The sequence below is a fragment of the Parvibaculum lavamentivorans DS-1 genome, assembly GCF_000017565.1.
GTDB classification, from domain to species: domain Bacteria; phylum Pseudomonadota; class Alphaproteobacteria; order Parvibaculales; family Parvibaculaceae; genus Parvibaculum; species Parvibaculum lavamentivorans.
In genome coordinates this window covers 1,804,588-1,829,041 of record NC_009719.1, presented here as the reverse complement: position 1 = coordinate 1,829,041, position 24,454 = coordinate 1,804,588, and the positions used below count along the sequence as shown (strand labels likewise).

Genomic DNA, 24,454 nt, shown 5'->3' with positions numbered 1-24,454 from the left:
CCGCTATTCGGTGACCAGTTTGACCTGCGCGCCGGGCCTCGGCTCCTCATTGGGCTCGAGCCCGTTCAGCACACGAAAGCGTTCCGCCTGAAAATCGGAATAGACCATGCGGCGGCCAAGGCTTGCCGCAGTATCTCCGGGCTTTACGGTTACAATCCTTATGCGCAGCGGTTTGACGGCGCGCGCTTCCGCCGCCGATATCTTGCGGAAGCTCATGACAAGTTCACGCAGTGCCGCGTCATAACGTGTCCCGGCTTGCGGCAGCGTTCCCGTTAGAAACCGGTAAACGCGGTCCGGCGCGAACTCGATTGCAACCAGCCGTCCATTATATTCGCCGACCTTGGCGGTGGCCGTAGCGGCCTTCATTCCATTCACGGTAAAGCGTTCGAGCGCGGAGAGACTGACCCCCTTGCCCCATTCGCCTGCAAGATATTGTCCGATCTCTGTGCCCGCCGCTTTCCGGCCCATGTCGAATTGAGCGATCGTTCGGTCGGGCCCCTGAACGATAACAGCCGACGAAGTATTGGTGAGCGTGAAGCCGGGCGGCGCCTTGAAGGAAAAGCCCAGCTCCGGATGCACAAACTCCCGGTCTCGCACGATGCCTTCTTTCGGATCGTCGCCATAGAGCATGCCGTCGATGGCCTTCAGATAGGCATCCCGCCCACGCTCGCGCTGCCCCGCCGGAATTTGTGTTTGCCCGGCATGCGTGTTCGCGGCGGCAACCCGCGCAGGCGTCGCCGGATGGCTTGCCAGCCAGTCATTCCGGGAGGCATCGTGTTGCGCGTTCCTCATTTTTGCGTTGAGCGCTTCTTGCGCGCCCATCGAATTGAGAAAGCCGGCCGCCGCATAGGGATCGTAACCCGCGGCGGCCAGATACCGGACGCCGAGCATGTCGGCCTCATATTCCTGGTCACGTGAATAGCTGGCAAGAAAGCCCTGCCCGCCCAGACCGAAAGCCTGATTGACCACGTTGCTTCCGACGACCGCGCCGAGGACGGCGCCAAGTAGCGATGTGCCCATCGCCGCGGTCTGTCGCTGCGCGGAATGGCGCGCCGCAACATGCCCGATCTCGTGGCCGATCACGCCTGCGAGTTCGGCTTCATCATTGACAAGCGCCATCAAGCCGCGCGTGACATAGACATAACCACCAGGCAAGGCAAAGGCGTTGACCACCGGGCTATCGAGCACCGTGACCCTGTATGGGCCATCCGGTTGATTGGTTGCGCGCGCAATGCGCGCTGTCACACCGGCAACATAGCCGCCGATTTTCTCGTTCTCATAGGCGCCGCCATAGGCCGCCAGAATCTTCGGATGCGCTTCGGCTCCCGCCCGCGCCTCCTGCTCGGTGGACATCAGCGGCGTGATCTGGCTTTTGCCTGTCGCCGGATTGGTGCTGCAGGCGCCAACGGCCAGCATGCCGGCCGCGACGAGAATCGCAGTCAGGCCTTTCGTTCCGCCCGCAAGGCTCTGCCGTTCTTGTGATGCCTCTTGCCGCCTCATGGAAATGCGCTCAGCCATTCTATCTGTTCGGGGTGGGTTACTGTGATTTCAGGCCCGTTATGCTTCTCGATCCACCCTCGTACACGGAGCTTTTTGCCGGCGATTGAAGCGATACTTCCTGCTTCCGCCGTATCCGTCAGCGATAGCCATGGTTCGGCAGCGAGGAAAAGCTTAGCGTCCCGCTCTTCGACTGTCACCGTGAAGTCTTTCCGGTAGTCCTCGCCAAAATTCAGATAGATCCGCCCGCGAACCAGCGCGGCGGAAATGACCTCGCCCTCAACCAGTTCAAAGCGTCCGGCTCTCTTTTCGAGCGCGCTCTCGTCGGCGGCATCACGAACCCGGTAAAAGGCATCGGCCCAGATTTCTCTCCCTGCCTCGCGCGCATCGCGTTCCGCTCTCAAAAGCTCCTCTGCACATGCCCGGTTGTCGCTGAATGTGTAGACGCGAGCCAAACCGCGCCGCAGCATTTCCTGCTGCAGCCATAGCGGCTCCTTCTTATCCACCGTATAAGCCTGCGCCAAAACCCGTCCGTGCCGGTCGATTGTCGCGCCACCGTAATGGAGGGTCACCGCTTTATTTGCGACGAGTTCAACCAGCGCATCCCGTGCCTCCTCCGCCAGAGGCCAAGCCTCGAAGCTAGATCTTCCGAGCGGTAACTTGGGCGCCTGGATGCCCGTCAGCCGGACTTCGCGGCCATCATCGAGGAGAACAGTATCGCCGTCGATCACCTCCACGACGCGATGCGTTTCGCTGGGCTCCAGTTCGCAGGCGGCGCGAGCCGACACAGAGAATCCGAACAGCGTCAGCGCTGCCATTCCCGCACCGAGGCACAGGGCTCCGCTCCGCGCAGACCATGATCGGGGATTTATCAGGCCGATTCCTCACTTGAAGCCTCGGCGCGCAGCGCAATGATCGCCGCTTCCGTCCGGTTGCGCACGCCGAGCGTTTGAAGGATCGCATTCACATGCAGTTTGACCGTCGCGATCGAGATTCCCAGGACATGCGCTATCTCCTGGTTGGAACGGCCCTTGCCCAGCTCCAGAAGAACTTCGCGCTGGCGCGGTGTGAGCTTTTCATGTCCGGCGCCGAGGAAAGAATCCGTTGTTTCGGCGAACCCCTCCGCGTGCGCAGTCAACAATATGTCCGGAATGTACCGCCCACCCAGCTCGATGAGGCGAAGCGCGCTCTCTACCAGCGTCACGCCGATCGTCTTCGGTACGAAGCCGGCAACACCGAGATCCATCACCTGACGGATGTAACCAGGCGCGCTGCGGTCGCTGAAGACGACGACCTTTGCCTCGGTCCGCGAGACGAAGTCGCTCAGCAAATCGGCGCCTGATGGCGCCTGCCCCGCGCCGATATCCAGCAGGACCAGCTCGGCCGTGCCCACATCAAGCCCCGAAAGAGAGCGGGGTCCCGCCACCACCCTGACGGTCGCTCCGGCGTAAAGCCGGTTCACTATGGATGAAAGCCCCTCGCAGAAAATCGGCTGCTCTCCGGTCACGAGTATGCGCATTGGGCTTCTCCCTGCGAGTTCTTGCCGATCGGCGCTGGCGACGTTGCGGCCTTGGAAGTGCTGCAATTAAAACTTGTCCCCAATGGAGGAATACAACTCGCATCAACCTTAAAGCGTACTGCTAAATGTGTAGACCCTTTGCCCTGCTCGGGCAAAGAAACAAACGCAGCCCTGCGGTAAGTGAAGATGCTGGGAACGGCGTGTTCGCTTGAAAAAAATCGACGGCGCAAGGCCGCATAGTCAGTGCCGCCGATTGCGGCGGCGCGACGGCTGACGTAGGTTTCCGCTCTCGGAACTACCCTTCCGTGGCCCCGTAGCTCAGCTGGATAGAGCATCAGATTCCTAATCTGAGGGTCGTGCGTTCGAATCGCGCCGGGGTCACCACTTCGCTCATCGGAGGCCGGAAATGGCATTGCGATGCGCCGCTTCCATTCGGAGCGGAGCAAACTTTCTTGCGCGCGCACATCGACTGATTGGCGTAGGGCGAGCCCGGCTGGTATAACTTTGTTGGTAGTCATTCCGACAAGGTACAAAGATATCTTGGTGTACGTCAACAAGAAAACTTGGTTCTCGCGATCCAGACCCTTCTCATACTCCGCCAACGGAGCACCCGGGAAGGCGCCTTCGCCCGAAAAAATGCCGCTTTCGCGCCGGAAATCCGTATAATGACGGTAGCGACCCGCCTTGGGCACATACGCAAGTTTCTTGGTCTTTCGCAGAAGGATATGGCCAGGCGATTCGGTGTGTCGGGCACGACCTGGCAGAATTACGAACTGGAGAACGCAGCACCGAACGCGCATGTGCTCGGGCGTCTTTCCGGCGAGGGCTTCAATATCAACTGGGTGCTGACGGGCATGGGCGAGATGCGCGCCGGCGAGCGGAAGATGATGGAGAAGCCGACCGGCTTTGCCGAACTCGAACCGCTGGAGCTGGAAGGCATCGCCGCATCGAGAAAGCATGTCCTTATCCCGCGCTATGCGCTGCGGACGCTGCCACGCGAGGGCGGCGAGGCGGCCATGACGATGGAGGAGGTCTCACTTCTCGACACCATCGCCTTCCGCCGCGATTTCATCGAGAGCGACCTGAAGGCGGACCCTGCCAGCCTCATCGCCATAGAGGCCGCCGATAATTCCATGTCGCCAACGTTCGGGCCCGGCGACATCCTGCTTGCGGATACGTCCGAACCGCGCCTGCGCGGCAGCGGCATCTATGTCTTTGCGAGCGGCGGCGCGCTGCTCGTGAAGCGCCTGCAGGTGAAACTCGACGGCGGCTTCATCGTCTCCAGCGACAATGCCGAACTTTATCCGGCCGAAGAGATTGAGCGGACCGCCCTCGAAAGGGTAAAGATCGTCGGCCGCGTGATCTGGCGCGGCGGACGCCTGTAACGAAGCGAGCGCGCATGCCTCCCGACGCAAGACGTATTCTCGTCATCAAGCATGGCGCCTTCGGCGATGTGATCCAGGCGGAAGGCGCCTTGCGCGACATTCGCGAAAACCACCCGGACGCCCGCATCACCATATTGACGATGCCCGCCTACCGCGCCCTGCTCGCGCGTTCGCCCTTCATCGATGAGGTGATCGTCGACGAGCGCGCACCGCGCTGGCGGCTTGACCGGATGCTGGCGCTGAGGAAGCGCCTGCGCGAAGCGGATTTCGACATGGTCTACGACCTGCAGAATTCCAGCCGGACGAATTTCTACTATCGCTTCATGCTGAGGGACCGCCGCTGGTCCGGCACGGCGAAAGGCTGCAGCCACCCGCACCGCGCGAAAGACCCAAAGAAAATCCGCACGCTCGACCGGCTCGCCGGACAGCTGGCCGATGCGGGGCTCACCATCCGCCACACGCGAAAGCCCGACATCTCATGGCTTGCAGACGATGTGACGGCGCTGCTGGCGGCGGCGCATGTGGCGCGGCCCTATATCGTTCTGGTGCCCGGCTGTTCGGCCCGGCATCCGCAAAAACGCTGGCCGCATTACGACAAGCTCGCCGAAGCGCTGATCTCCGCCGGACATACGGTCGTGATGGCGCCGGGGCCGGACGAGATGGAGCTTGCGAAAACCATTCCCGGCATCCGCCTTACCGACACGCATGGCCTGCTGAACTGGAACGAACTTGCCGGCGTCTTCCGCAATGCCCTCTTCGTCGTCGGCAACGACACGGGACCGAGCCACCTTGCGGCGCATATCGGAACGGAAGGGCTCGCCCTTTTCGGCAGCTATTCGCCGGCCGAGCGGACGGGCATCATCCGCGACAATTTCGGCGTGATCGAGGTCGAGGACCTCGAAGCCCTTTCGGTAGAGCGCGTCTTCAACGAAGTGACGCGCCGCCTCGAAGCTCACTCGAATTCGGTATAGGACTTTTCCTCGACGATGGCCGAGCCGGTGAGGAGGTTGATCTCCTTCTTCAGCGCGGCGCGCTTGTCGTTCTGCTTGTAGACCGAGCGCGCGAGGTCGATGAATTTCGGACCGAAATCCTTTTCCGCCTCGCATTGCCTTATGTCGTCCTCGATCACCCAGAGCGCCTCGTTAACCGCTTTCAGCTCGCCTTCGAGACGGCGCAGCTCCGCGCTGTCCTGCAGATTGGCGCGGCGGCCTTCTTCCAGGACATCAAGCTCGTGACGCACATTGGCAAGCTTCGCGGCATCGCTCATCCGCTCGGATTTGATGCGCAGAATGGTGATCTTGTCGATAAGCTCGCCCGGGCCGACTTCGATCAGGACGGGCTTTGCTTCTTTCTGCTGTGACATCGGAACTCCGGCGTGTCGCTGTGAGACAGATGCTATAGCGCAAAGCGGCAATAGCTGTCATCCGCTCGTATGAGGGGTATTCTTTGCTTGCAGGAGGGGCGCCGGGCCACGAAGATTGCGCCTGGCCGAAACCAACGCGGATGCAGGGATGTCGCTGATATCGAGACTGCTCGACCATTTGCGCAGTGGCGACATGCCTGAAGAACGCCAGGCGGCCCGCGCCTCGCGGCCCGTGCTTGAAGTGGAGATCGGCGGCTACACGCACAGGGCGCGCGACTGGTCGGCGGGCGGCGCCTGCATCGAAGGCTTCGCGGAAGCCATCGCCATCGGCAATATTCTGAGCGGACGGCTCTCCTGGGCGAATGACAGGCGCAAGCTCGCCTTCACCGCCGAAGTGATGCGGCTCGATCCCGGCGGCGCGGTGGCGCTGCGCTGGCTCGACTTGCCGCTCGCCTTCCAGCAGGAAATGGAAGCGCATATCGGATAAGCCGCCGCTGCGTCAGTTGCGCGAGCCCGCGCAGGCGCTACGCTCTCCCGAAACGAAACGGGAGAGAGACGCCATGACCGACTACAAGACGCTCATCATCGAAAAGAAAGACGGCGTCGACTGGGTGACGATGAACCGCCCGGACGCACTGAACGCGATGAACCGCCAGCTCGTCGACGATCTGCAGGATTATTTCGGCAAGCTTTACACGGATCATTCGGTGCGCGTCGTCGTGCTGCGCGGCGCGGGGCGCGCCTTCTGCGCCGGGCTCGACCTCAAGGAACGCTCGAACACACCGGACGCCGCAAACGGCGCCAGCCCGCAGGCAGGGCTTGTCTCGCAGCGCCGGATCAGCGAGATCGTGATGCGGATGCGCCGCTGCCCGCAGCCGATCATCTCTCTGGTGCATGGACCGGCCTGCGGCGGCGGCTTCGCGCTGGCGCTCGCATCCGATATCCGCATCGCGGGAAAAAGCGCGCGCATGAACGCCGCCTTCATCCGCATCGGCCTTTCCGCTTGCGACATCGGCGTGAGCTATTTCCTGCCGCGCCTTGTCGGCGTGTCGGTGGCGAGCGAATTGATGATGACGGGCCGCTTCATCAACGCCGCCCGCGCCGAGCGCGTGGGCCTCGTCTCCGAGGTGGTGGAGGACGACGCGCTGGAAGAAGCGGTAAAACCCTATCTCGAGGAAATGCTGACGACATCGCCGCTCGGCCTGCGCCTCACCAAGGAATGCCTCAACATGTCGGTCGATGCGGGGAGCCTCGAAGCGGCAGTGGCAATGGAAGACCGCAACCAGATCCTCTGCGCGCAGACGAACGATTTCCGCGAAGGCATCGGCGCCTTCCTCGGCAAGCGCAAACCGGCTTTCACGAACAGCTAGAAGCGAAGAATCGCTGCGGCGCAAGGAACTCCTGAAAGCGAAAGAGGCCGCTCCACATGACGCGGAGCGGCCTCTCGCCCACCCGTTTCCCCCCGCAGGGAACCGATAAGCTTCCGTTAGAAGCCGAACACGATCTGCACGCTCGCCTCGTCGACATCGTCGCTGTCGAGATCGTAATGCGTCCATTCGGTGCGGAGCGACATGTTGTCCGACAAGGCGAAGTCCACGCCCGCGCCGGCAAGCCAGCTGGTGTCGCGGCCGGAGCCCACTTCATCGTAATTGTGCAGACCACCCTTGCCGTAGATCGCCATCGTGTCCGAAACCGGGAACGAGGCAAGCAGCTCGGCGCCGAACGTGTCGACATCGCTGCTGACGCCGGCGACCGTGATGTCGGTCAGATCGGCGTAAAAGCCCTGCACCGCAAGGTACTGATTGAGACGCCAGCCGGCGATGCCCTTCCAGGTCCAGTCGTCGTCATCGTCCGACCAGCCCCAGCCGAGACCGCCACCGACATAAAGGCCGGGCTGGAAATGCGTCTGGTTGTAGATGTTTCCGCGGGTCTCGGTTTCCTGCGCGGAAGCGGCGCTGGCAAAGCCGGCGAGACCCAGTGCTACGCCAGCGGCGCAAATTGTGCGAAGTGCGGTTTTCATTTTATTCAGAGCCTCGATCATTGACACGAGCGCCCCGCAAGCCCGCCGCGACAATTGCCCGGCACAGCCCGCCGGCGCAAGACCCCTGTTGCGCCGATACCCTGCCCGATTGTCGCCACAATCAAACAAAGCCTTGCAGCACAAGCACTTTTCACGCTGAAAGATTATGGAGAGCACCAAAACGCTGCATATTTTCAAGGCAGCGTGACCACACGGCAACAGTTTCGTGACATCAAATCCGCGCGAGGGCGGCGCGCGAGAATCGGCCCCCGCACTCTCCATATTATCCGTTTACGGATTTATCGCGCGGCTTGCTCATGTCGATCAGCGGCATCATGCGTACGGTGGAGGTGCCCTTTGCGAGCACTTCGCCGGAGGCATCCAGTAGATGGCCTTCGAGGAACATGGTGGAGCGGCCACGCCGCTCGATCCAGGCTTCCGCCTTCAAGAGCCCCGGCTGCGCGGGACGGAAGAAGCTGATCTTGATTTCGAGCGACATCGGCGTCTGCTTGAATTCCGTCGCGCACATGGCGGCGCGCGCCATCGCCGCGTCGATCCAGCCGGTGACGAAGCCGCCCTGCACCACGCCGCCCGAATGGCACATGCGCATTTCAGCGCGGCATTCTATGGCGGCACGGCCCTTTTCGGCGTCCATATACAGTGTACGGACGATGCCGAGAGCGCCGCCGAGCCCGTCTTCCGGATTGGCGTCGTCGAAGTTTCGCGGCGGCTGGACGGTCTCGCTCATGGGGTTTCTCCGGCAGGTTCGGGAATGGCGTTTGGCCGCATCATAGGGATTTCGGCCGCCCGCGCACGGTTCAAAAACAGGCGGCGCGATGCTCGCAGATGGACCGCACCCCGGGGATAAGGGCCCGACTGTCACCGAACTGTCATCAAACCGTCACGAACCGCTTTCGGCCACCTCCCGGCCCCCCGCCAGCGGCACTTGTCCCCGCCCTTTGCCCCCTCGCGGGACGCCCGGACGGCACTTTATCCCCTCCCCCTCCGGCTGCCCCATGCGAGGATAAACCGCCGGCGGGACGGGCGGGCGGCACGGGCCCGAACCGGCCCGATTCGGAAAGCCGCCCGGGAGGATAAATGGACGGGGACAAGTTTCGGCGGAGGGCGAAGGCGGGCGGCGGACGGCGCGCGAGACGGCTTTTTCTTGTCCCCGCCCTCTTGGCCTGTGCGCTGGGGATTTCTTCCGGCGCAACGACAGGCGCGGAGGCGCGGGCGATGAGCGCCGCCGACCATGAGGCCGCGATGAGCGAACTCACGGAGACGGAGGCCGCGATGGCGGCGGCGGAGGCGGCGCTGGATGACGAGGCGACGCGCGAGGCGGCGGCGGCGCGGCGCGACGAGCTGGCGGCGCGGCTCGACCGCTTGCGCGCCCTGATGGTGGAGGCGGCAAAGCGCGACCGGATCGGCGCGAAGGGAAGCGTGGTGACACCGGAGCGGGAACGGGCGCGCGCGATCGTCGCGGAAGCGGGCGCGCTGGAGGACAGGCTTCAGGACCTGTGGGTGCTCTGGTCGATGCGGGCGCGGGGCGAGACGGAAGCGGCGGGCTTCACGCTCGCGCCGATAGCACGCTGAAAACCCGCATACGGATTATCAGGTGCGGGCCGCTTCTTCCTCGCTGAGGAATTCGGCGCAGCAGAGGATCTTGTCGACGGCATCGTCGCTCTCGCCGAAGGGGAGGAGCAGCGCGGTGTAGAAGACATAGGTGCGATCGCGATAGAGCCAGCTCGCGGACGCCGTATGCATATAGGGCGCTCGGCCATCGCGGCAGATGCGCAGCGGCGACAGCGCGACCTCGGCATTGGCGCCGAAGACATCTTCCGGCGTCATGCCGGAGGGATTGCCGACGCCGAAAAATTCCGAAATGAGCGAGCCGACGACGCGGTAGCGGAAACTGCCATCGGGCGCCGCATCGAGCAGGAAGATGTTGGGCAGATAGCGGCGCATCGCCATCGGATTGAACTGCCCGCGCGAGGGAAAGGGACGCGTGCCGCGAAGCTCCAGCCAGTAATCGAGAACGGCGAGCGGCGCCTGCGCGGTCAGATGCGGCCGGATCGTCTCCGGCTCACCCCAATATTCCGCCTGAACCGCCGCCGAAGGCGGCACCCGAGGCGCGGCGCCCCCAGCCGGCGCGGATCGCTCGTCATTGCTCATTATTGCCCTCCGGGTCCGGAGTATAGCCGAAACCCTCGTCCCACGGAGGAGTTTGAGGCAGGGGGGCTTAAGGGGAGGTTTATGGGGGTGGTGGTCTTAGGTAAGAAGATAAGGCGCAGTTACTGCAGAATCCTATCTTGAGCGGTGGTACGAGTAGGCAAATTGAGTGCCCCCTGCAACATGGCAACCAGCTTTTTTAATTGATCTCCTTCTTCTTTGCTAATTTTGTGCTCAGCTCCCAGCAACGCATGTGCGTAGTCCCTAGCAATCCCGACTTTTGACGGCGCCTCATCAAGCTTAGCGGCTTTCTTTATTGCGCCAAGAACCACATCTACACGCTTCTCGTCCTTACCCGCCTCTTTCAGCGCCGCTGTAATTTCGGCAATAATTTCCTTTTTATCGCCCCCAAAAACTCGAGCGCCATAGGCAGCCGCTATTGGAACAAAGAGATCTTCAAACCCGGGAAGGTAGTCTTCTATCGTCTTTTGTTTTTCCAAAACTACGTGTGCGTCCTTCTCCAGAACTTTATCTAGCTTTGCCTTCCTCCTCTTCCCGCCATCATCCCCATCATATAACGCTGCTACCCGCGGGCGCATGGATGCCTCCATAAGAATGCGTGCCACAGCATCTGCTTCTTTGGAGTCACCAGCAGGCATGATTGACAATGGGTTTATATCGAGATCGTGCATTCCCTCCTCCGCCATTCGCTGAAGAAGAGCATTCAAAAATATCGCGTCCGACGCCCCCTCCACCAAGAGGACGTGGGTTGCAAACAAGATCGTGCCCGGAAGCGCGAGCCCCAAAGCATCAATAGCTGCTCGCCAATTCCCTAGAAAAGGTTTTCCATCCACCCGAGTCCCTTCATTAGCCTTGGCAAGAAGGCGATGCCGCGCAGGGTAATTTTTATCAATCATAAACAGAGAGTGAGTCGTGTAGATCACTTGGTTTTGCTTGGAAATTGTATCAAGCGCTTGAAGCAAATCGTGCTGACCATCCGGATGCAAAGACATGCCTGGCTCATCAAACATCCAAATGTAAGAAGCTGACGGAGCCTCTTGTTCGTAAGCGTGCAGCATGGTCTTTAGACCAAAGAAGTGGGCGAACCCGGAACTACGTCTTGAGACGCGCACATATCTTCTTTTCACCTTAGGGTCGCTGATTACGAGATTGATTTTGGCGTTGCCGCGATGCTGAAGCTTGAATTCCAATTCGCGTCCTTGCCGCCAATCTCGCCTGAGGACTTCATTGAGAGAAACACTAGCGTCTTCTAACTGCTTACTGGTGTGATCATTCTGGGAAAATGCTTTTGCCCAATGATTTTTCTCAAGGCCCGCGTAGTAAAAAATTCCGCGCATAAAGAGGTTTTCATCGCTGAGGATGGAATCTTTGTTGACCTCGTCGGGAAGACGCTCAACGGAGGAGAAAATTTGAACCTTTGGCAAGAACGGCTTCAAAAACTGCGGCAGAGGTTCCGTTACAACCCCTTGGACGAATTCCAGCTTTCCACCGACACCGCTTCTCACGAGATCAAAGGTCTCTGGACAGTCAGCCTTTAGCAAGCCGATCTGGTTGATGATTTCCAGGTATTCCTTGTTGGTTTTAGACTTTTGGCTCTCCACGTGTTTCTCAAGTCGGCTGATAGACTGTCTAAGTCTGGCGCTCTCCTTCAACCAGCGCGAGATGTGTGCGTCTATGTCTCTAAGAGTTTTCTTTGCTTGATCGACGCCGGTAGCGCTACCGTTGGATTGGGCCGCTGCTAGAGCATCAGACGTGGAGGCCTTCCTCTCATTCGCCTTCTTCAGTTCCGCATCTGATGACACTAAGCTTCGCTTCAGGTTCGCAATTGCTGTATCTGCTACTTTTTGTGAAAGATCGCCCTTTGACGCAACAGACAGCACCTCTCTTGCTCTCTCCCAGAGTTCGATCATTTCTTCGAGCGTAGCAAGCTCAACTTTCTTGCTTTGGTGCAACTTCGACACAGCAGCGTCTGGAGGAATTTGTTTTGTTTCCCCTTCGCCGCCATTCGAAGTTTCTTCAGGTTCTTCGGCTTCGGCCGATTCTAGGGCTGCCTTGAGGTGTTGGATTTCACTTTCAATGCCGTTCCTTTGATCATTCAGGGCGGAGAGTTTGTCCATGACAACGTCAATCCGTCGCTGGAACGTCAGCGCGACGGAGATACCCGCTTTCTCGCCACTCTCAGGCTTCAGCGTATATGTAATACTGGGAAACTCGCCGGAGTCTGCGTCCTCGTCCCAGTTTAAATCCCGCTCTTCTTCAAATGGGTGGTCAACATTCAGATGCTCAAGCGCTGACAAAAAATTGGTCTTGCCGTGATCATTTGCGCCAAGCAGCACCGTAATGTGATTATCTAAAAGAATAGTCGTCTTTGCCTTGAACGAGCGATATCCTTTTATTTGAACTTTAGTAAGACGCATCGTATCCCCCCTGACTCTTTAAGCAGCATACGTATCAATTCATTTGCTGCCAAATGGGCTACGCCCCCTCGACTCCCGCGCCCTTTTCCTCCATATTTCGCGCCGCTTACTGACAAAATTGAAGGCAGTAGGGGAGACACCCTAGGGGCCGGTGGCTGGCCGGGGTGGGCGGCGTTGACGCTGCGTCCCGGGGGGCTTAAGCCTTCTTCCGCCCCGTCATGACCCGGCTTGTCCGGGTCATCCACGTCTTTTTTGCTTTGAAGAAAAAAGACGTGGATGGCCCGCCTGAAGCGGGCCATGACGAATAGAGAGCGAACCGTGCCGGAGCCCGAAGGGCGGAGAGTGCGGCGATGCCCATGGGCCCCGGCTTTCCCCGGGGTGACACTGAGTTTTTAGAGACACCTCGAGTTCAGAAACCAAAGCCCCAGCGAAGGAGCGCGACCATGCCGAGTTACAAGGCCCCCGTGGATGATTTTCTTTTCCTGTTCCACGAGCTTCTGGAAATCGACAAGCGGAGCGATGTGCCGGGCTTCGGCGATCTGACGCCCGACATGACGGGCGCGATCCTCGAAGGCGGCGCGAAATTCTGCGAGGAGGTTCTGCAGCCGCTGAACCAGGTGGGCGACGAACATGGCTGCGTGCTCGAGAACGGCGTTGTCCGCACGCCGCCCGGCTTCAAGGAAGCGTTCCAGAAATATTGCGAGGATGGCTGGAACCGGCTCGGCGCGCCGGAAGCGGCGGGCGGCGCGGGGCTCCCCTCCGTCGTCACCTTCGCCTTCGCCGAAATGGGCATGTCCGCGAACCAGGCTTTCGCGATGTATCCCGGCCTGACCAATGCCGCCTATTCGGCGCTGTGGGCGACGGGCGAGCCCTGGATGCGCGAGCATGTGGCGAAGAAGATGATCGCCGGCGAATGGACCGGCACCATGTGCCTGACGGAGCCCCACTGCGGCACCGACCTGAAGCTGATGAAGACCAAGGCCGTGGAGCAGGAAGACGGCACCTACCGCATCACCGGCACGAAGATCTTCATCTCCGGCGGCGACCACGACATGACGGACAACATCATCCACATGGTGATCGCGAAAATTCCGGGCGAGGACGGCAAGCTCGCCAATGATCTTTCGACCGTGAACTTCTTCATGGTGCCGAAGATGCTGGTGAACAAGGAGACGGGCGAAATCACCGGGCGGAACGGCGTCTCCTGCGGCTCCATCGAAAAGAAGATGGGCATCAAAGGGAACGCGACCGCGGTGCTGAACTTCGACGACGCGGTGGCCTATCGCCTCGGCGGCGCGCCGAAGGAGAAGAAGACCGAGACCGGCGAAGTGAAGAAGTCGAAATCGGCGGGCATGGCCGGCATGTTCGGCATGATGAACGGCGCGCGCATGGGCGTCGGCATCCAGGGCATCGCCATCGGCGAAGTGGCCTATCAGAACGGCGTGACCTATGCGAATGAACGCCTCGCGGGACGCTCGCTCACCGGCGCGAAAAACCCGGACGGCCCGGCGGACCCGATCATGGTGTTCCCGGATGTGCGGCGCCTGCTGATCTCGTCGCGCGCTTTCGTGGAAGGGGCGCGCGCGCTCGCCATGTATGTCTCGATGCTGTTCACGCTGCAGGTTTTCGGCAAGGACGAGAAGGAACGCGAAGAGGCCGCCGACATGGCGCAGCTGATGACGCCGGTCATCAAGGCGTTCTTCACGGACCGCGGCTTCCAGGCGGCGAATGATGCGATGCAGGTGTTCGGCGGGCACGGCTATGTGCGCGACCACGGCATGGAGCAGTTCGTGCGCGATGCGCGCATCAACCAGGTTTACGAAGGCGCGAACGGCATTCAGGCGCTCGACCTTGTGGGCCGCAAGATGACGGCAAAGGGCGGCCGCGCGACCATGACCTTCTTCGCGAAGCTCGAGGAATTCATCAAGGAGAACGAGAACGACCCCGAGATGAAGCCCTATGTCGAACCGCTCCGCGCCGGCTACAAGCGGCTCGGCGAGGCGGCGGGTTGGCTGATGGAGAACGCGCCGAAGAATTACGACAATGCGGGCGCGGCCTCCTACGACCTGCTGAATATTTTCGGCACGGTGGCGCTTGGCTGGATGTGGGCGCAGATGGCGAAAGTGTCGCTTGCCAAGCTGAAAGCAGGCGAAGGCAACAAGGCGTTCTACGAGCGCAAGCTGACGCTCGCGCGCTACTGGATGGAACGCGAAATCCCGATGACCGCCGCCTGGGTCGAACGCGCGAAGCAGGGCGCGGACGGGCTGATGGAGCTCGACGCGGCGGCCTTCTGAGGCTTTCGAGATTGATGCAGGAAGGGCGCTTCGCGAGAGGCGCCCTTTTTGTTTGAGGAAAGCGTCGCACTAAAAAACAGTGTCACCCTGGCGCCTGTCCCGGCGAAAGCCGGGAACACCGGGATCCATGGGCGGCGCGTCACATGCCGCGCGTCAGATGGACCCCGGCTTTCGTCGGGGTGACACTTATATTTTTGTCTTCCGCCGGGATGACACATTTGCTTCGGCCATTTGCCCATTTCCCCTGCGTCCGCTAGCTTCGCGGCCATCGAAAAATTAATCCATCAGGGGGAACGCCCAATGAAGAATCTTTTCAGCGTCGAGGGCAAGACCGTGCTCATCACCGGCGGCTCGCGCGGCATCGGCGAGATGATCGCGACCGGCTTCGTGGAGAACGGCGCCAAAGTCTATATCACCGCGCGCAAGGCACAGGCCTGCAACGAGCTGGCGGAAGAACTGTCAAAGAAGGGCACCTGCATCTCGCTCCCCTTCGACCTCGGCACGCAGGAAGGCATTGCCGGCATCGCCGCCGAACTCGGCAAGCGCGAGCCTAAGCTCGACGTGCTCATCAACAATGCGGGCGCGGCCTGGGGCGAGCCGATCGACGAATATTCCGAGAGCGGCTGGGACAAGGTGCAGAACATCAACCTCAAGGGCGTGTTCTTCCTGACGCAGAAAATGCTGCCGCTGCTCAGGAAATCCGCGAGCGCCGACAACCCGGCCCGCGTCATCAACACGGCCTCCGTCAACGGCATCGAGCCGCCGGACCTCGAGACCTATGCATACTCGTCGTCGAAGGCCGGCGTCATCATGCTGACGCGGCATCTGGCGAAGCGGCTGGCGCGCGAGCACATCCTCGTCAACGCCATCGCGCCCGGACCCTTCCCGAGCCAGATGATGAAGGCGACACTGGAAACCTTCGGCGACGCGATCAAGGCGGGCAATCCCTTGGGCCGCATCGGCACGCCGGAAGACGCCGCCGGCGTGGCGATCTTCCTCGCCTCGCGGGCGAGCGCCTATACGACCGGCGCGACCATTCCTGTGGATGGCGGCTCGGCGGAAGTTTGAGGATTTAGCGACACGACCCTCAACAACACCTGTCACCCCCGGGCTTGACCCGGGGGTCCAGGGATCGAGCCAAGGCAGCCAATAAAGAAAGAGTCTCGCGAAGAGAGACGCCGCTGATGCGGCTACTGGATTGCCGGGTCAAGCCCGGCAATGACACTGATATTTTTAGTTCCAGAAATTCAGCAGACGCCGCCACCACGAGGCCACGCGGAGCTTCAGCCGCAGCATGAGCGGCGCGGGCGGCGGGGTGCCGGGGTCGGGGATGATGCATTCGGCGGGCCTGGACGGCGGCCCGGTAAGTGCTGGCGCGAGTTCGATGCGCTCCTCGGGCGCGATGGTCTTCACGCCCGTCGCGCGCTCTGCCGCCGAGACGATGGCATCCGCGATGGCGGGGAGGAGCGCCAGCGGCATGTCGTGGCCCATGCCCTCGACGATGCGAAGATCCGCCCACGGAATATTTTCCGCCGTGTCGACACCCGCCGCGACCGGCACCAGCGGATCGTCGGCGCCGTGGAGCACGACGGCGGGCGCGCGGATGGCGCGGAGTTTCGGGCGGCGGTCGCCATCGGTCATCACGGCGGCCATCTGCCGCACCACGCCCGCCGGATAATAGGCGCGCGTCGCATCGCGCATCACCCAGTCGCGCAGCGTCACCTCGTCGGTCGGGAAGCCGGGGCTGCCGATGGTCTCATAGGTCCTGACGCCGCGTGCGACGATGGCATCCGTGTCGTGCGGGGCGGGCGACGGCGAAAGGAAGAGGCCCAGCACGCGCGGCTTCGCGGGCGGCAGCATCGGATTGCCGGAAGAGGACATGATCGAGGTGAGGGAGTGCGTACGCTCGGGATATTCGGCGGCGACATGCTGCGCGATCATGCCGCCCATCGAGGCGCCGGCGATATGCGCCTTCTCGATGCCGAGCGCATCGAGCAACCCGACGGCATCCGCCGCCATGTCGGAGAGCGAATAGGCGACGAAGGCGGGCTTGCCGGACATGAGCGAGAAGAGCGCATCGGACCAGACAAAGGCGCGGTCGCGCTCGATGCGGGAGGAAAGGCCGGTATCGCGATTGTCGAAGCGGATGACGCGGTAGCCGCGCGCGACCAGCGCCTCGCAAAGCTCGACCGGCCATTGGGTGAGCTGCGCGCCGAGACCCATGATGAGGAGGATGGTCTCGTCGTCTTCCGAACCGAAACTCTCATATTCGAGCTCGATCCCGTTCGCTTGGGCTTTCGGCATTCAGGCTGACGCTCCGGTTGCCTCCTCCGATATGAATATGGTGCGGTGCAGCATGAAATGGAAGGGGGCTTTTCCGCCCTTTTCCAGCCTCAATACAACCTGTCATCCCGGCGCCTGTCCCGGCGAAAGCCGGGAACACCGGGATCCATGGGCCTTGCCACATCGCAAATCTTTATACGCCGTTCCGCTCATGGACCCCGGCTTTCGCCGGGGTGACACAGTTTTTTGATTTTGGAAAAATTCGGCCCTCCCCGGAAAGGAGGGCCGAAGAATGTGACCTACTCCGCCGCCTGCTGCTTGAGCGCGTGCAGCGCCATCAGCATGCCGTGGCCGACGCCTTCGGCGGAAGCCGGGTTCTGGCCGGTGACGACGCGGCCTTCGCGGCAGACGTGACGCTCGAAGGGCTTGCCGCCTTCGAAGCGCGCGCCGAGGCCGCGCAGCTGCGTTTCGAGCAGGAAGGGCACGGCCTTGTCCTTGCCAACCTTGCGCTCCTCCTCATCGGTGAAGGAATTGATGAGCCGGTCCTTCACGAAGGGCGTACCGTCGGACAGACGCGCGCCGAGAAGCCCGGCCGGCCCATGACAGACCGCGCCGACGACGCCGCCTTTTTCATAGACTTCCGAGATGAGGCGCGACAGCGCGTCGTTGTCCGGCATGTCCCACATGCAGCCATGGCCGCCGGGGAGATAGACCGCGTCGAAATCCTTCGCGTTGAGTTCCGAAACCGGCACCGTTGCTTTGAGCGCCTTCACGGCATTCTTGTCCTTCAGGAAGCGGCGCACGGATTCCGCCCGCTTCTCCTCATCATCCGGCAGGCTCGACGGATCGGCGGGCGGCTCGCCGCCCTGGATGGAACCGAGCGTCACCTCGCAGCCATCGTCGAGAAAGATGTAGTAAGGCGTCGTCATTTCCTCGTAGTGGAAGCCGGTATCGTCGCCGGTATTGCCGAGCTTCCCGTGGGAGGTGACGACGATTGCTATCCGTTGCTTCGCCATCTCGCTCTCCTTTCAAATATGGAAAGCGCCTTGCGGGCCAGCCGCCAAGGCGCCAGCCCCCCTTGAGGAGTAAGATAGGTTTCATGTGATGAGAGGAAAGCGGAATGCGCCCTTGCGCGCATGTTTCGCATAATGCCCTCTTCCTCCCACCCTCCCCTTGGGGAAGGGTGGGAGGAAGAGGGAGAAGGCTCTTCTTCTTCGCGCCCTATTCCGCCGCCGCCTTTTGTTCCGCAGCGCGGGCATGCGTGGCGATGAGGTCGACATATTGGGGGCAGAGTTCGACGGGGAGGTCGTGGCCCATGCCGTCGATGGAGACGAGCTTCGCGCCCGGCACCGACTTCGCCGTATCCTCGCCGCCCGCATGCGGCACCAGCGGATCGGCGTGGCCATGCACGACAAGGAAGGGCACTCGGACCTTGCCCAGTTCCGCGACGCGGCTGCCATCGCCCATGATGGCCGCATATTGGCGGATGCCGCCTTCGGGGTAATACATGTGGTCGTATTCCCGCGCGACGAAGGTGTAGAGGTCTTCCTCCGACTTTGGATAAGCGGGGCTCTGATAGACGCGGCGGCCCTTCATGCGGTGACGGATCACGTCTTCGCGTTCTTCCGACGGCGGCATGGCCTGCAATGCCTTCATCGCCTCGTCGCTCGCCTTGGGCAGATCGGGATTGCCGGTGGAGGACATGATGGAGGTGACGGAGAGGAGACGCTCCGGGTGATGGATCGCCATGCGCTGCACGATCATGCCGCCCATGGAAATGCCCATGACGTGAGCGCGCTTGATGCCGAGCGCATCGAGCACGCCGATACCATCCGCCGCCATGTCGGCCAGCGTGTAGGGCATGTCGGGTTTCCGCCCTTCGCGCACCGCCGCGACGACATCGGCGATTTTCGGCAGGCCGGAGAATTTCTCCGACTTGCCGACATCGCGATTGTCGTAACGGATGACGCGAAAGCCCTTGTCGCGCAGGCCATCCATCAATTCATCCGGCCAGCTCATCATGGTCGAGGTATAGCCATTGACGAAGAGGATCGGCGTGCCGTCCGCGGGCCCGCGATCCTCGCAATTGATGGAGATGCCGTTCGCCTTCACGAGTTTCTGGGTCATGGGATCAATCCGCCGCCCGCGAGACGCCGGACGCGCGCTTCGCCGCCGCCTCGATGGCATCCGCGAAGGTTTCGACAAGCGCCAGCGGGAAATCGTGGCCCATGCCGGGGATGACGCGAAGCTCCGCACCCGGAATATTCGCCGCCGTATCCTTGCCGCCTTCGACAGGCACCAGCGGATCGTCCGCGCCGTGGAGGACAACGGCGGGCAGGTTGAGCTTCTTCAGCTTTTCGCGACGGTCGCCATTTGCGACGATGGCGGCCATCTGGCGGGCAACGCCGACCGGATAAAGCGAGCGGTTGACGTCGCGCGTGACCCACTGGCGGAGCGTCGCGTCGTCCGTCTTGTAGCCGGGGCTGCCGATCGTGTTCCAGGCGAGCATGCCGCGCTCGATGGCGGCCGGAATGTCGCCTTCGGGCGCCGGCGTCATCAGCACCGCCATGGCTTCGGGCTTGCCCTGGGGGAGGCCCGGATTGCCGGTGGTGGACATGATGGAGGTGAGCGAGAGCGCGCGCTCCGGATGGTTGATTGCGACGAGCTGCGCAATCATGCCGCCCATCGAGGCGCCGGCGATATGCGCCTGCTTCACGCCCAGCGCATCGAGCAGGCCGACGGCATCCTTCGCCATCTCGTCGAGCGCGTAAGGAGAGGTGGCGGGCTTGCCGGCCATCAGCGCACCGAAGATCGCCGCCATGTCGGGCATGCCGAGATCGTCGAACTTGTGCGAGAGGCCCACATCGCGATTGTCGTAACGGATGACGCGGTAGCGGCGCGAGACCAGTTCCTCGCAAAGCTCGGTCGGCCACATGGTGAGCTGTGCGCCAAGGCCCATGATGAGCAGGACCGTCTCGCGATCCTCCGGGCCGAAGCTTTCATATTCGAGCGTGATGCCGTTCGCTTTTGCCTGCGGCATGGGTGGTCCTCCTCTGTGACGGATTTCTTTTGCTTTGGTGAAAATCTAGCAGCACCCTTGCGCCGGGCGCATCCGAAACGATACTAATGCGGATCATTAAATCCTGCCCATAGCGGCAGGCAAAGAAATTTTCCGGGGGGAAGCCACATCATGACGCTCGAATACGATCTCTTCTGGTCGTTCCGTTCGCCCTATTCCTATCTCGTGACGCCGCGCCTTCTCGCCTTCGAGCGCGAGTATGACGTGAAATGCAATGTCCGGCCGGTCTATCCGATTGCGGTGCGCATTGACGGCTTCTTCAAACAGGTGAACCCGATGTGGCCGCCCTACCTGCTGAAGGACACGATGCGCGTCGCCGAGATGGAGGGCCTGCCCTATGCCTGGCCCTCGCCCGACCCTGTGCGCATGGACATGAAATCCGGCGAGGTGCCGAAGGAACAGCCCTATATCCACCGGCTGACCCGCGCGGGCGTCGCGGCGGCCGAAACCGGCCAGGGCCTCGCCTTCCTGAAAGAGATCAGCTCGGTGATCTTCGGCGGCGTGAAGAACTGGCATGAAGGCGACCACCTGAAGGAGGCGGCGGCGCGGGCCGGCCTCGACATGGATGCGCTCGACCGGATCGTGGAGGAAAAGGCCGACAGTCTCGAAGCCGTGATCGCCGCCAACGAGGCGGCGCAGAAGGCGGCGGGACATTGGGGCGTGCCGCTGATGGTGTTCGAGGGCGAACCATTTTTCGGCCAGGACCGCTTGAGCCATCTGAAATGGCGGATGGAGCAGAAGGGGCTGAAGCGGCGCTAGGAGAGCTTGCCCACAAGCCCGAGCTGCGCGGCAATGGCGGCGGCGTGGGCGCGGTTGCGGGCGCCGAATTTCGCCACTGCATTGTCGAGGTGATAGCGGACGGTGGTGGCGGCGATGCCGTTCATCTCCGCGACATCCGCCTCGCGATAGCCCTGCGCAGTGAGGCGCAGGCAATCCCATTCGCGCTGCGTGAGCCGGGCGCGCTCTTCCTCGCGGACCGGATCGCGGCCGGACAGCCGGTCGAACAGCGCCGCGAAATAATGGCCGGCGGCGAGGAGATCCGGCGCGGCGGCGGCGAGCAGCGTCTCCGCTTCATCCAGCATCTGCGGCCCGCACCAGCCGAGCATCGCGACCCGGGCGCGCGGCAGATGGACGGGGACGATCAAGAGCGAATTGAAACCGAGCGCCGCGATCATGTCGGCGACACGCTTCTGCACGCCCTTGTAGGGCGCACGGCGCTTCCTGTGTTCGTCGTAAAGCGTGATGGCGAAAGGCGTGTGCTCGAAGCGGCAGCGGATGTGAACCGGCATGCGGAGCGGCACGCCATCTTCCCACATCGCGGCAATGACATCATCCGCCCAGCCCTGGCGGCGCATGAAGGCCTCGGCGCCCGGCTCCTGAAGCGGCGAGGCGACATCCGGCGTCCAGACGAGGCGCGGCATGGCGAGGAGGCCGGAAATGGCGGCAAGGGCGGCCTCGGCATCGGCCAGCGTTTCGGCATTGCGGAGGGCCCGGACAGGCGCGTGGAAGGCCCGAGGATCGAGCTCGCCTGCGTGGACCTGTTTCGTTCCCGGTTGCCGGCCGACCATTGCATTACCCTGCGGATTTCGAGGGGACGCCGTCCGTTTTATATCCGATATTGCAGATCCGAAAGAGGAAAGGCCGCCGCTGGACCGCCATGCGGCGGGCGGATAGCCTCGCCGCCTGACGCCAAGGCCACACCGGAACGGAAAACCCCATGCAGCGCGACCTCCACGCCATGAGCGCCACGGACTACGACCTCGTGATCGTCGGGGGCGGCATCACCGGGGCGAGCACCGCCTGGGACGCGGCGCTGCGCGGGCTGAAGGTGGCGCTGCTGGAGAAGGACGACTTTGCCCATGCGACGACATCCGGCTCGTCGAAGCTGGTGCATGGCGGGCTCCGCTATCTCGTCAACGGCGAATTGAAGCTCGTGCGCGAGTCGCTTCGCGAGCGGCGCATCTGGGAGAATGTCGCGCCTCATATGGTGCACCCTCTCCCCTTCGTGCTGCCGACCTATGGCTGGGGCATGAAGGGGCCGATCGTGCTCGGCATTGGCCTCGCGCTTTACGACCTCCTCTCCTTCGACCGCAACTGGCTGTCCGACGACGACAAGAAGCTGCCGGGCTTCCGCCGCGTATCGAAGGGAAAGGCGCTCGACCTGATGCCCTCTCTCCGCCGCGAGAACCTGACCGGCGCGATGATCTATTACGACTGCCAGATGTTTGCGCCGGAGCGCCTCTGCCTCGAATGTATCGAAGGCGCGGTGGAACAGGGCGCCGATGCCGCCAATTATGCCGAGGTGACGGGCTTCGAGACGCAAGCCGCGATGGGGCGCGGCGTGCGCGTCACCGGCGTTCACGTCACCGACCGCATGACGGGCGAGAGCGTGACGGTGCGCGGCCGCGTGATCGTGAATGCGGCGGGACCCTGGGCCGACAAGACCATGGCGATGGCCGACGAGACGCCGGCGCGCCGCCTGATCCGCTCCAAGGGCATCCACATCATCACCCGCGACATTTCCGGCGCGAACGCACTCGCCGTGCAATCCGCCATTGGCGGGCATTTCTTCGTCATCCCGTGGCGCGGCCTCACCATCATCGGCACGACGGACACCGTGTTCGAAGACGACCCGGACGAGCTGGGCGTGACGGCGAAGGACATCACCGATTTCCTCGCCGTGGTGAATGACGGGCTGCCGGGGCTGAACCTGAAACGCGAGGACGTGATCCATTTCTATGCCGGCATCCGCCCGCTGGTCGACACGACGCCGCAGGAAGTGCCGGGCGTCGAAACGGGCGAGAGCGCGAAGGATGCGGAGAAGAAGGACAGCTACAATGCGAGCCGCGCCGCGGAGGTCTATGACCACGGCGCCGAAGAGGCAATCGACGGGCTGATCTCGGCCATCGGCGGCAAGTGGACGACATCGCGCCACCTCGCCGAACAGGTGGTGGACCTCGCGCTGAAGAAGCTGGGGAAAAGCGCCAAATGCGAGACGCATTGCACGCCCGTCTATGGCGGCGACATGGCGCGGCTCAAAACCTATGTGGTGCGCGCGCAGAAGCGGCACGCGCATCTGGCGGCGGATGTGGTGGAAAACCTCGTCAATTTCTACGGCAGCCGCATCGACGAAGTGCTGGCGACGGCGGATGAACGGCAAGGCGAGCGCGAGACGCTGCTGCGGCGGCTCGGGCCGGAGAACGCCACCATCGGCGTGCAGGTGGTGCATGCGGTGCGCCGCGAAATGGCGCTGCATCTGGAAGATGTGGTCTTCCGGCGCACGGGGCTCGGCACGGCGGGACATCCCGGCGTTGACGTGATCGGCCAGGCAGCCGAACTGATGGCCCGCGAACTCGGCTGGGACGCAACGACGCTGGCACGCGAAATCGCGGAGACGACGCGGCAGTTCGACACGATACCGGGCGCGCAGAGGGAGGCCGCCGAATGATGCCGCATGTTGCCGCCATCGTGAACCCGCGCTCGGGCGGCGGCCGCACGGGCCGCGCCTGGCGGGTGATTTCCGAGACGCTGGAAAAGGAACTGGGGCCGGTGCGCGCGTATTTCACAGCCTCGCCCTCGACGCCGCATTTCCTGCCGGCCGCCGAACTGACGCGCAAGGCGCTGAAGGACGGCGCGCAACTCGTGATCGCGGTGGGCGGCGACGGCACGATCAGCGAAGTCGTGAACGGCTTTTTTGAAAATGGCGCGCAGATCAACCCGGACGCGCATCTGGCGATCCTGAATGCAGGGACAGGCGGCGACTTCCGCCGCACCTTCGACCTGCCCGACGAAGCCGCCGACTGCGTGAAGCACATTGCGAGCGGCAAGACGCGGCGGATCGACATCGGCCGCCTCACCTTCGTGGCCGAGGACGGGCAGGATACGGACCGCTATTTCGACAATATTGCGAGCTTCGGTCTTTCGGGCGAAACGGTGCGCGCGGTCAACAGCGCCACCTGGCAGAAGTCGCTCGGCGGCAATTTCACCTTCTTCTGGGCGACGCTGGTGACGGCCTTTCGCCACAAGACAAGGCCCGTGCGCATCGTGACCGATACCGGCTTCGACGAGACGCTGAATATCGGCCTCGCCGCCATTGCCAATGGCCGCTATTTCGGCAGCGGCATCAAGATGGCGCCGGAAGCGGAGCCGGATGACGGGCTTTTCGATATCGTGATGATGCGCGACCTCACCTTCATGGACCTGCTGACGGGCACCGGCTCGATGAAGGAAGGCACGCATATCGGAAACGAGAAAGTTTCCGCCACGCGCGCGACATGGGTGACGGCGACACCGCTTGGGCCGGACCCTGTATTGCTCGATGTCGATGGCGAGGGACCGGGCCGCCTGCCCGCCCGCTTTGAAATTCTTCCCGGCGCGATCACGCTCCGGTGCTGACAAAAAGAGATC

Annotated in this window: 23 protein-coding genes and 1 tRNA gene; 11 read left to right on the top strand and 13 right to left on the bottom strand. The window is 62.4% G+C overall.

The window, feature by feature from the left end:
- Positions 1–3 precede the first annotated feature (3 nt).
- The 3 genes from PLAV_RS08570 to PLAV_RS18870 are packed head-to-tail and all read right to left on the bottom strand — an operon-like array spanning position 4 to position 3,016.
- Complete coding sequence (locus PLAV_RS08570) at positions 4–1,518, bottom strand: M48 family metalloprotease (protein ID WP_012110602.1); 1,515 nt, start codon at positions 1,516–1,518, stop codon at positions 4–6.
- On the bottom strand, positions 1,497–2,315 hold the full coding sequence (locus PLAV_RS08565; RefSeq protein WP_012110601.1) for a thermonuclease family protein: 819 nt from the start codon (positions 2,313–2,315) through the stop codon (positions 1,497–1,499). The genes PLAV_RS08570 and PLAV_RS08565 overlap by 22 nt, the downstream gene beginning before the upstream one ends.
- 53 nt (positions 2,316–2,368) lie before the next feature.
- Positions 2,369–3,016 carry a response regulator transcription factor gene (locus PLAV_RS18870; protein ID WP_012110600.1) on the bottom strand — a complete coding sequence of 216 codons (648 nt, stop codon included), beginning with the start codon at positions 3,014–3,016 and terminating at the stop codon, positions 2,369–2,371.
- 307 nt (positions 3,017–3,323) lie between these two features.
- Between PLAV_RS18870 and PLAV_RS08555 the strand changes: the two genes are divergently transcribed.
- From PLAV_RS08555 to PLAV_RS08545, 3 genes are all read left to right on the top strand, one after another.
- Positions 3,324–3,400, top strand: a tRNA-Arg gene (locus PLAV_RS08555).
- A 281-nt stretch (positions 3,401–3,681) separates the two neighbouring features.
- The gene (locus PLAV_RS18865; RefSeq protein ID WP_012110599.1) at positions 3,682–4,401 is read left to right on the top strand and encodes an XRE family transcriptional regulator; all 720 of its coding nucleotides are present in this window, start codon (positions 3,682–3,684) and stop codon (positions 4,399–4,401) included.
- Positions 4,402–4,415: 14 nt separating this feature from the next.
- Positions 4,416–5,372 (top strand): glycosyltransferase family 9 protein, encoded by a 957-nt coding sequence (locus PLAV_RS08545; protein ID WP_012110598.1) that lies wholly within the window; start codon positions 4,416–4,418, stop codon positions 5,370–5,372.
- Here the strand turns inward: PLAV_RS08545 and PLAV_RS08540 are convergent.
- A complete protein-coding gene (locus tag PLAV_RS08540; protein ID WP_012110597.1) occupies positions 5,354–5,764 on the bottom strand; it encodes a DUF6165 family protein in 411 nt (136 codons plus the stop codon). The two genes, PLAV_RS08545 and PLAV_RS08540, sit on opposite strands and share 19 nt — an antisense overlap.
- A gap of 148 nt (positions 5,765–5,912) precedes the next feature.
- Between PLAV_RS08540 and PLAV_RS08535 the strand changes: the two genes are divergently transcribed.
- Positions 5,913–6,251: a PilZ domain-containing protein gene (locus PLAV_RS08535; protein WP_012110596.1), complete on the top strand. Its 339-nt coding sequence runs from the start codon at positions 5,913–5,915 to the stop codon at positions 6,249–6,251.
- A gap of 73 nt (positions 6,252–6,324) precedes the next feature.
- Positions 6,325–7,134 (top strand): enoyl-CoA hydratase/isomerase family protein, encoded by an 810-nt coding sequence (locus PLAV_RS08530; RefSeq protein ID WP_012110595.1) that lies wholly within the window; start codon positions 6,325–6,327, stop codon positions 7,132–7,134.
- A gap of 116 nt (positions 7,135–7,250) precedes the next feature.
- Here the strand turns inward: PLAV_RS08530 and PLAV_RS08525 are convergent, their stop codons facing one another.
- A complete protein-coding gene (locus PLAV_RS08525) occupies positions 7,251–7,784 on the bottom strand; it encodes a porin family protein (protein ID WP_168713182.1) in 534 nt (177 codons plus the stop codon).
- A gap of 283 nt (positions 7,785–8,067) precedes the next feature.
- On the bottom strand, positions 8,068–8,532 hold the full coding sequence (locus tag PLAV_RS08520; RefSeq protein WP_012110593.1) for a PaaI family thioesterase: 465 nt from the start codon (positions 8,530–8,532) through the stop codon (positions 8,068–8,070).
- A gap of 350 nt (positions 8,533–8,882) precedes the next feature.
- Here PLAV_RS08520 and PLAV_RS08515 point away from each other — a divergent pair, with 350 nt between their 5' ends.
- Positions 8,883–9,377, top strand: a complete 495-nt coding sequence (locus PLAV_RS08515) for a hypothetical protein (RefSeq protein WP_012110592.1) — start codon at positions 8,883–8,885, stop codon at positions 9,375–9,377.
- A gap of 18 nt (positions 9,378–9,395) precedes the next feature.
- Here PLAV_RS08515 and PLAV_RS08510 read toward each other — a convergent pair whose 3' ends face one another.
- Both PLAV_RS08510 and PLAV_RS08505 read right to left on the bottom strand, forming a co-directional pair.
- Positions 9,396–9,956: a PAS domain-containing protein gene (locus tag PLAV_RS08510; protein WP_012110591.1), complete on the bottom strand. Its 561-nt coding sequence runs from the start codon at positions 9,954–9,956 to the stop codon at positions 9,396–9,398.
- A 119-nt stretch (positions 9,957–10,075) separates the two neighbouring features.
- The gene (locus PLAV_RS08505; RefSeq protein ID WP_012110590.1) at positions 10,076–12,391 is read right to left on the bottom strand and encodes an AAA family ATPase; all 2,316 of its coding nucleotides are present in this window, start codon (positions 12,389–12,391) and stop codon (positions 10,076–10,078) included.
- 443 nt (positions 12,392–12,834) lie between these two features.
- Here PLAV_RS08505 and PLAV_RS08500 point away from each other — a divergent pair, with 443 nt between their 5' ends.
- Positions 12,835–14,685: an acyl-CoA dehydrogenase C-terminal domain-containing protein gene (locus PLAV_RS08500; protein ID WP_012110589.1), complete on the top strand. Its 1,851-nt coding sequence runs from the start codon at positions 12,835–12,837 to the stop codon at positions 14,683–14,685.
- A gap of 300 nt (positions 14,686–14,985) precedes the next feature.
- The gene (locus PLAV_RS08495; protein WP_012110588.1) at positions 14,986–15,753 is read left to right on the top strand and encodes an SDR family oxidoreductase; all 768 of its coding nucleotides are present in this window, start codon (positions 14,986–14,988) and stop codon (positions 15,751–15,753) included.
- Positions 15,754–15,918: 165 nt separating this feature from the next.
- Here PLAV_RS08495 and PLAV_RS08490 read toward each other — a convergent pair whose 3' ends face one another.
- The 4 genes from PLAV_RS08490 to PLAV_RS08475 all read right to left on the bottom strand — a co-directional run bounded on the left by PLAV_RS08490 (position 15,919) and on the right by PLAV_RS08475 (position 20,008).
- Positions 15,919–16,989, bottom strand: coding sequence for an alpha/beta fold hydrolase (locus PLAV_RS08490; protein ID WP_012110587.1), 1,071 nt, complete (start codon positions 16,987–16,989; stop codon positions 15,919–15,921).
- A gap of 278 nt (positions 16,990–17,267) precedes the next feature.
- Positions 17,268–17,984, bottom strand: coding sequence for a type 1 glutamine amidotransferase domain-containing protein (locus PLAV_RS08485; RefSeq protein WP_012110586.1), 717 nt, complete (start codon positions 17,982–17,984; stop codon positions 17,268–17,270).
- A 205-nt stretch (positions 17,985–18,189) separates the two neighbouring features.
- Complete coding sequence (locus tag PLAV_RS08480) at positions 18,190–19,095, bottom strand: alpha/beta fold hydrolase (RefSeq protein ID WP_012110585.1); 906 nt, start codon at positions 19,093–19,095, stop codon at positions 18,190–18,192.
- Between the two features lie 4 nt (positions 19,096–19,099).
- Entirely contained in the window at positions 19,100–20,008 is a 909-nt protein-coding gene (locus tag PLAV_RS08475; RefSeq protein ID WP_012110584.1) for an alpha/beta fold hydrolase, read from the bottom strand.
- Between the two features lie 150 nt (positions 20,009–20,158).
- Here PLAV_RS08475 and PLAV_RS08470 point away from each other — a divergent pair, with 150 nt between their 5' ends.
- A complete protein-coding gene (locus PLAV_RS08470) occupies positions 20,159–20,806 on the top strand; it encodes a 2-hydroxychromene-2-carboxylate isomerase (protein ID WP_012110583.1) in 648 nt (215 codons plus the stop codon).
- On the opposite strand, the gene PLAV_RS18860 is transcribed toward PLAV_RS08470, so the two are convergent.
- A complete protein-coding gene (locus tag PLAV_RS18860) occupies positions 20,803–21,615 on the bottom strand; it encodes a helix-turn-helix transcriptional regulator (protein ID WP_012110582.1) in 813 nt (270 codons plus the stop codon). The genes PLAV_RS08470 and PLAV_RS18860 overlap by 4 nt on opposite strands.
- A gap of 149 nt (positions 21,616–21,764) precedes the next feature.
- On the opposite strand from PLAV_RS18860, the gene PLAV_RS08460 reads away from it, so the two are divergent.
- A complete protein-coding gene (locus PLAV_RS08460; protein WP_012110581.1) occupies positions 21,765–23,495 on the top strand; it encodes a glycerol-3-phosphate dehydrogenase/oxidase in 1,731 nt (576 codons plus the stop codon).
- Complete coding sequence (locus PLAV_RS08455; RefSeq protein WP_012110580.1) at positions 23,492–24,442, top strand: diacylglycerol/lipid kinase family protein; 951 nt, start codon at positions 23,492–23,494, stop codon at positions 24,440–24,442. Before PLAV_RS08460 ends, PLAV_RS08455 begins: the two co-directional genes overlap by 4 nt.
- Positions 24,443–24,454: the final 12 nt, after the last annotated feature.